Here is a 6,830-nt window from a genome sequence, read left to right on the forward strand (position 1 = left end):
GCGAGGCCGCGGCTGCTGGAATCAGCCGCTTTCAAGCCCTGCTTGGGAGGTCACTCTTCCTCATCCACCCGACAGAACGGTGGATTCAGGCTGAGGAGCGCCGCGAACGCGCGGCCGAGGTCATCGACGCGCGGGACGAACGCGTACACGACCCAGCCGAGGCGGAAGACTCGAGCGCGATCCACCCAGCGCCCGACCGTCCGGGGCGAGACGCCCGCCCAGTGCAGCTGGCGGGCCGAGATGACGCCGTGCTGGAGTGCCGCGATCTCGGCGACGAGCTGTGCAATGCCGCGGTCTCGATCCACACGGGAATCGTGTCGCAGTCCGCGTGACCCGTCGGGTGCCGACCGTGACGATGTTGTGCCGATTGCGAGCGCGAGCGGATCGGCCGGCGATCGAGGCGGTGCTGCTCAGTGCCGGCCACGGTCGCAGACCGGCCGGCGGTCGATCACGGACACCGCCTGGCCGACGATCGACCGACCCCGTACCCAGACACCCCGCGCATCGCGAGCCGCGGTCGATCACGGACACCGCCTGGCCGACGATCGACCGACCCCGCGACCTGACACCTCGCACACCGCCAGCCACGGTCCATTACCGACACCATCCAGCCAACGATCGACCGACCCCGACACCCGGGCAGCACTCCGCCCGCCGCTGACGGCCCCTCGGGGCCGCCCCCTCCCGCGCGTCGCCGAGCCCGAACCGGGCCCGGCCTCCCGGCAAGCCCCGGCTCAGGCGTGCGCCGGCTCGCCGCCCGCCGTCGCGGGGGCGCCCGCCGTGCGCTCCCACGGGCGGTGCAGGCGCAACGTCGAGAGGATCGCGCGCGTCGCGGGGCTGCGGTTCATGGTGATGAAGTGGATGCCCGGCGCGCCGGCGGCCAGCAGCTCCGCGGCCTGGAGGGTGGCGTAGGAGATGCCGAGGCTCTTGAGCGCCTCGGGGTCGTCCTCGCGCAGGTCGAGCTCGCGCCGGTAGTCGTCCGGGATGCGGGCGCCGATCTTCTTCAGGAAGCCGCGCGACTGGCCGATCGACGTGATCGGCATGAGGCCCGGGATGACCGGGACGTCGATGCCCTCGTCGCGCAGGCGCTGCACGAACGAGAAGTAGTCGGCGTTGTCGTAGAAGATCTGGGTGATCAGGAACTTCGCGCCGGCCTGGACCTTGGCCTTCGCCGTCTGGACGTCGTCGTCGTCGTGGCGGGCGTCCGGGTGCGGCTCCGGGTAGGCGGCGCCGCCGATCGCGAACGGGAACTCCTCGGCGATCAGCGCCGTCAGCTCGGGGGACGACGCGAAGCCGCCGGGGGTCGGCGCGAACTTCTCCTCGCCGCCGGGCGGGTCGCCGCGGAGCGCCAGGACGTTGTCGACGCCGGCGTCCCGCATCTGCTGCAGGACGGTGCGGATCTCGCCCTTCGTCGCACCGACGCAGGTGAGGTGGGCCATCGCCTCGAGCCCGTGGTCGAAGCGCAGGTTCCGCACGACCTTGATCGTCCGGTCGCGGGAACTGCCCCCGGCCCCGTAGGTGACGGAGACGAACGACGGTGAGAGCTCGCGCAGCGTCTCCAGGGCGTCGTGCAGGAGGGCCTCCGCCTCGTCGGTCTTCGGCGGGAAGAACTCGAACGAGAACGTCGGATCCGGCGACGTCTCGATGATCTCGTCGATGCGCATCCCCCACATCGTACGGTCGACCGGCCCTGCCGGGGCCCTCGGCGGGGGTCAAGGAGCCCGCCGAGGACGACGATGCGGCCCGGACGACGCGCGCCCCGGGCGCCGCCGAGGCGGCCCGGACCTGTGCCCGGCGTCAGGCGGAGACGGTGCGGTCCCGTCCGTGCGCGGCCCGGACCCGCGCGCTGCGTGAGGCGGAAGCGGTCCGGCGTCTCGTCCGTGCGCGGCCCGGGCCTGCCCCTTACGTCAGGCGGAAGCGGTCCGGCGTCTCGTCCGTGCGGACGATCTGGCCGGTGACCTCGAGGTGCCGCAGGAAGCACTGGATCTCGGCCAGCAGCCAGCTGCCGTTGTCCGCCGTCAGCGGCATCCCGAAGACGTGCGGGGCGATCTCCGCCGGGGTGCGCGGCTCGGGGCCGGCGAGGGCCTCCTCCGTCAGCCGGAGCCGGTCGGCGACCAGCTCGCGGTTGGCCCGGATGTGGCCCTCGACGTCCGTGAAGGTGCGGCCGTGGCCCGACAGGCAGAGCCGGGCGTCGAGGTCCTCGATGCGGTCCAGCGACGCGAGGAACTCGCCGATCGGGTCGGGGGTGTAGCCGAAGTCGAAGAACAGCGAGACGCGGCCGAGCAGGTGGTCGCCCGAGATCAACATGCGGCGCTCGGCGTTGAACAGGCAGACGTGCGACGGCGCGTGGCCGGGGGTCTCGATCGCCGTGAAGACGCCGAGGTCCGTGGCGATCTGCACCCCGTCGACGAGGTCGTGGTCGACCTGCAGGCCGCCCGCGATGCCGATGTCCTCGCGGCGGACGATCTCCGACGCCGCGCGGACGTCCGCCTCGGGCACGCCGGACTGCAGCGCGATCTCGACCCGGCGCTCCCAGTAGCCGTCCGGGTTGGCCAGCCACTTGGTCAGGTGGTCGTGGTTGGGGTGGCACCAGACCTCGGCGCCGGACCGCAGGACGATCGGCGTCGTCTGGCCGCAGTGATCGACGTGCGCGTGGGTCAGGACGACGCTGCGGACGAGCTCCAGCCGCAGGTGGACCATGTCGAGTGCCCGCTCGAGGTGCGCCAGCGAGCCCGGCTGGTGCATCCCGGTGTCGAACAGCACGACGCCGTCGCCGGCCGCCACCGCCCACGCGTTGCCGTGCGGAACGCCCGGCCACGGCAGGGGGAGCCGCAGGCGCCAGACGCCGGGGATCACCCGCTCGCCGCGTCCGAGCTCCTTCGCTGCGCGCCCGCTGCTCATCGCGGGCGGCGGACGGAGCGTTGCGGACGGGGACACGGCATGGGACGAGAGACGTTACCCGTAGACTCGGCCGCGGACCGTGGCGAAGAAGCGCAAGAAGACCAAGACCGGGCAGCGGATCACCGATCGGAAGGCCCCCGGGCTGCCGACGGTGCCGTACGCGAGCCCCGACGGCCGCATGACGCTCGACCTCCGGTGCGCGATGACGCCGAAGACGCGCCTGGTCTACGCCGAGACCGTCGGCGGGGAGCTCGCCCAGGCGGCGAAGACCCGCGAGGACGTCTGGCACCGGGCCGTCGAGTTCCTCTTCGAGCGCCTCGTGGTCGGCTGGACCGTCGACGACGTGCCGACGACGGGCCAGAAGGCCCTCATCGCGCGCTTCCGCGTCGCGAGCCCCGAGGAGCGCACGTGGATCCGCACGGCGCTGCGCGAGCACCTCACCGAGTGGTTCCCCGAGATGCAGGCCCCGTGATGGCGCGCTTCGGCTCCCGTTCCCGCGCCGAGAAGGAGGACCCGGTGCCCCAGAACCCCCAGCCCACCCGCCCCGAGGACGAGGACGACGACGCCGTGATCGCCTCCGAGCTGAGCGCCGCCGCGTTCGCCGACCTGCTGGCCGGCTACTGCCTGGAGCCCGAGCCGGGCGACCAGGTCCTCATCCGCTCGACCGACCTGGCCGCGCCGCTGCTCGTCGAGCTCCAGCGCGCGATCCTGGGGCGCGGCGCGTGGCCGCTGATCCGCGTCGAGCTGCCCGGCCAGACCGAGGGCTTCTACCGCCACGCGCAGGACCGCCACCTCGACGAGCTCTCCCCGCTCGCGCTCGAGGAGGCCCGCCAGGCCACCCACTCGCTGTCGATCCAGGCGCCGGAGGACACCTCGGCGCTCGCCGACGTCGACCCCGAGCGCCTGGCCCGCGCCGCCCGCGGCCGACAGGAGGCCCGCGAGCTCACCCTGCGGCGCCGCTGGGCGACGACCCTGTGGCCGACGGCCGCGCTGGCCGACCAGGCCGGGATGACCCTGCGCGAGCTGTCCGCCTTCGTCGCCCGCGCGACGTTCCTGGACCGCAGCGACCCGATCCGCGCGTGGAACGGCCTGCGCGACTTCCAGGCCCGCCTGATCGAGCGGCTCGACGGCGTCGAGGAGCTGCGCATCGAGGCCGAGGGCACCGACCTGACGCTGAACGTCGCCGGCCGCGTGTGGGTCAACAGCGACGGCCGCCGCAACATGCCCTCGGGCGAGGTCTTCACCGGGCCGATCGAGTCCAGCGCGACGGGCTCGATCCACTACACCGTCCCGTCGTCCCCCGCCGGCGTCGACGTCGCCGACGTGCGGCTGACGTTCAAGGACGGCGAGGTCGTCGAGCACACGGCCGGCGTCGGGGCGGAGTACCTCGAGCGCGCCCTGGCCACCGACGACGGCGCCCGCTTCCTCGGCGAGGTGGGCATCGGCACGAACTTCGGCATCGACCGCGCGATCGGCGTGATCCTCTTCGACGAGAAGATCGGCGGCACGGTCCACACGGCGCTGGGCCGGTCGTACCCCGAGACGGGCGGGACGAACGAGTCCGCGCTGCACTGGGACCTCATCTGCGACCTGCGCGGAGGCGGCAGTCTCTACGCCGACGGCGAGGTGCTCCAGGAGAACGGGGCCTTCCGGCTGTAGGGGCGCGGGGCGCCGGGGCGGGAGCGGCGGCGGTTCGTCGTTCGTCCCGGAGGGCGCGGGCGCGAGGTCCGCGCGGGGTCCGGGCGTTGCGCGAGGTGCGGGCGGCGCGCGGGGTGCGGCCGCGCGCGAGGTGCGGGCGGCGCCGGCTCGAGTTCTCCATGCTGGGCGGGGAGAACTCGAGCCGGAGCCGGGGAGCCGGCCCGGCGGCGCCCAGTGGCGGGGTGAACCGAGGCTCCTGGTCGCCTTGTCCCGACCACGGGGCGAGAAGCCGACCAGAAACCGCCCGCCCTACCCGAACCCGGCTCCTGGTCGCCTTCCCCCGACCACGCAGGGAGCACCCGACCAGGAACCCTCCCGGCCCACACGACAGGCGAACCGGGGCACGCGTCCGACCGGGTCAGCCCCGCGGCGCCCCGCCGGCCTCGTCGTCCCGCCGGCCCTCGTCCAGCCGCTCGCCGAGCTCGTCGACGATCAGCAGGTCGCGGCGGACGCGGCGGGTGCGGTACGCGGAGCGGCCGACCATGTGGGCCGCGACCGGCGCCGTCGCCAGCTGGAAGACGGCGACGAGGACGAGCGTGGTGATGTCGAAGCCGGTGCGCAGGCGCAGGCCGACGCCGATCAGGACGAGCAGCAGGCCGAGGACCTGGGGCTTGGACGCGGCGTGCATCCGCGAGAGCACGTCGGGGAACCGGACGACGCCGATGCCCGCGGCGAGCGAGAGCGCCGCGCCCCCGAGCAGGCAGATCGCGGCCAGGACGTCGAGCACGCCGCTCATGCCCCGGCCCCCCGGACCATGGCGGGACGCGAGGCCGCCCGCCGGCCTGTCCGCGCCGCGGAGACGTCGTGCGTCGGGGTCATGCGTCGTCCTCCCGGTCTCTGAGCGCGCCGAGCCGGGCCTCGACGCGGGCCTCCTCGCGGCGGTCCGGGTCGTCGTCGCCGACGTCCGCCCCGAACCGCGCGACCGCGACGGAGCCGACGAAGCCCAGCAGCGCGAGGACGGCGAGCACCGGCAGCGTCGTCCCGTGGCGGCCGTAGGCGGCCTCGATCCCGATCGCGCCGATCAGGCACGACAGCAGGACGTCCATCGCGACGACGCGGTCCAGGGCCGAGGGGCCCCGGACGACGCGGATCAGCGCCAGCAGCGCGGCGACGCCGAGCATGGTCGCGGCGACCCAGAGGACGACGGTCACGACGGGCTCCCGGTCTCGAAGGCGGCGGCGGTGGTCCCTGCGGCGGCCCCGGGGAGGGACGGACGTCGTCGCCCCGACCGGCGACCTGCGCGGGTGCGGGGGACGCGGCCTGCGGCCGTGGCCGTGGCGGTAGCCATGGCCGTAGGCACGGCCGAAGCCATGGCCGTCGTCACGGCCGAAGCCACGGCCGTAGCCGCGGCCGTCGTCGCAGCCGCGACGACGATCACGAGTGCGCCTTCGGGTCTCGGGTGGTGGCGAGGTCCGTCGTGCCGAGACCGGCCGGCGCGCCGGGCCCCACCGCGTCGGGCCCCGCCGCGTCGAGGTCGGCCGCGTCGAGCGCGAGCCGGTCCGTCGGTGCCCCGAACGCGCGGATCATCCGGGCCTCGGTCTCGCGGGCGCGGCGGCGCTCGCGCTCGACGTCGCCGCGGTCGCGCACGCCGATCAGGTGCAGGTAGACGATCGCGTCGTGACGGTCGATCTCCACGACGAGGCTGCCCGGGACGAGCGAGAGGACCTCGGCGACCAGGGTCAGCATGAGGTCCGACCGGGTCACGAGCGGGACGCCGATGACGGCCGTCGGCGACTCCTGGTCGCGGCGGAACGCGAGGCTCGCGACCTCGACGCTCGCGCGGACGACGTCCCAGGCGAAGCGCACGGCGAAGCGGGCGGCGGCCAGCGGGTGGATCCGGCCCTCGATGCTCAGGCGCGGGAGCGGGAACATCGCGATCGTGAGGACCGACACGAACAGGCCGCTGACGATCAGGCCCGGCGTGACGCGGCCCCAGAGCAGCACCCAGAGGATCACGAGCCAGACGACCGCGACCGGCTGCAGGATCCCCGAGCCGGCGGCCCGGCGGCGCGCCAGGCGACGCCCGATGCGGCGGACGGGGCTCACGGGGTGCTCCCGTCCGCCGGCAGCCGCCCCGGCGGCCCGACGACGAAGCTCCCGTCGTCCGCGCGCACGACCGTCCCCGGCGCGGCCGGGGGGGCGGTCGGGGCGGGGGGGCGCCACTCGCCGGCCGCGCGGGGGGGGGTAGGGAGGGCGGGGGGGTGGGGCAGAGGGTTTTAAGTGCGGGGTTG

General features: G+C 74.6%; 8 protein-coding genes. 3 read left to right on the top strand and 5 right to left on the bottom strand.

Going from position 1 to position 6,830, the window contains the following annotated elements:
- On the top strand, positions 1 to 332 hold a 332-nt coding region (locus tag AB0L40_RS25470; protein ID WP_364361228.1), incomplete at its 5' end, for a hypothetical protein.
- Between the two features lie 402 nt (positions 333 to 734).
- Here the strand turns inward: AB0L40_RS25470 and metF are convergent.
- Positions 735 to 1,664 carry a methylenetetrahydrofolate reductase [NAD(P)H] gene (metF, locus tag AB0L40_RS25475; protein WP_364361230.1) on the bottom strand — a complete coding sequence of 310 codons (930 nt, stop codon included), beginning with the start codon at positions 1,662 to 1,664 and terminating at the stop codon, positions 735 to 737.
- A 238-nt stretch (positions 1,665 to 1,902) separates the two neighbouring features.
- Positions 1,903 to 2,901: an MBL fold metallo-hydrolase gene (locus tag AB0L40_RS25480; protein ID WP_364361232.1), complete on the bottom strand. Its 999-nt coding sequence runs from the start codon at positions 2,899 to 2,901 to the stop codon at positions 1,903 to 1,905.
- Positions 2,902 to 2,980: 79 nt separating this feature from the next.
- Between AB0L40_RS25480 and AB0L40_RS25485 the strand changes: the two genes are divergently transcribed.
- A complete protein-coding gene (locus AB0L40_RS25485) occupies positions 2,981 to 3,373 on the top strand; it encodes a hypothetical protein (protein WP_364361234.1) in 393 nt (130 codons plus the stop codon).
- A gap of 44 nt (positions 3,374 to 3,417) precedes the next feature.
- Positions 3,418 to 4,560, top strand: a complete 1,143-nt coding sequence (locus AB0L40_RS25490; RefSeq protein ID WP_364361236.1) for an aminopeptidase — start codon at positions 3,418 to 3,420, stop codon at positions 4,558 to 4,560.
- A gap of 397 nt (positions 4,561 to 4,957) precedes the next feature.
- On the opposite strand, the gene mnhG is transcribed toward AB0L40_RS25490, so the two are convergent.
- The 3 genes from mnhG to AB0L40_RS25505 form a co-directional block, all read right to left on the bottom strand.
- Positions 4,958 to 5,335 (bottom strand): monovalent cation/H(+) antiporter subunit G, encoded by a 378-nt coding sequence (mnhG, locus tag AB0L40_RS25495; RefSeq protein WP_364361238.1) that lies wholly within the window; start codon positions 5,333 to 5,335, stop codon positions 4,958 to 4,960.
- A gap of 79 nt (positions 5,336 to 5,414) precedes the next feature.
- Positions 5,415 to 5,750, bottom strand: a complete 336-nt coding sequence (locus AB0L40_RS25500) for a monovalent cation/H+ antiporter complex subunit F (RefSeq protein WP_364361240.1) — start codon at positions 5,748 to 5,750, stop codon at positions 5,415 to 5,417.
- Positions 5,751 to 5,973: 223 nt separating this feature from the next.
- Positions 5,974 to 6,645, bottom strand: a complete 672-nt coding sequence (locus AB0L40_RS25505) for a Na+/H+ antiporter subunit E (protein WP_364361242.1) — start codon at positions 6,643 to 6,645, stop codon at positions 5,974 to 5,976.
- Positions 6,646 to 6,830: the final 185 nt, after the last annotated feature.

Origin of the sequence: Patulibacter sp. NPDC049589 (assembly GCF_040675535.1) — a bacterium.
GTDB lineage: Bacteria > Actinomycetota > Thermoleophilia > Solirubrobacterales > Solirubrobacteraceae > Patulibacter.

What these genes read in the sequence shown, in the direction of transcription:
- metF (WP_364361230.1), bottom strand. Translation starts at nt 1,664, where the DNA reads ATGCGCATCGACGAGATCATCGAGACGTCGCCGGATCCGACGTTCTCG.
- AB0L40_RS25480 (WP_364361232.1), bottom strand. Translation starts at nt 2,901, where the DNA reads ATGAGCAGCGGGCGCGCAGCGAAGGAGCTCGGACGCGGCGAGCGGGTG.
- mnhG (WP_364361238.1), bottom strand. Translation starts at nt 5,335, where the DNA reads ATGAGCGGCGTGCTCGACGTCCTGGCCGCGATCTGCCTGCTCGGGGGC.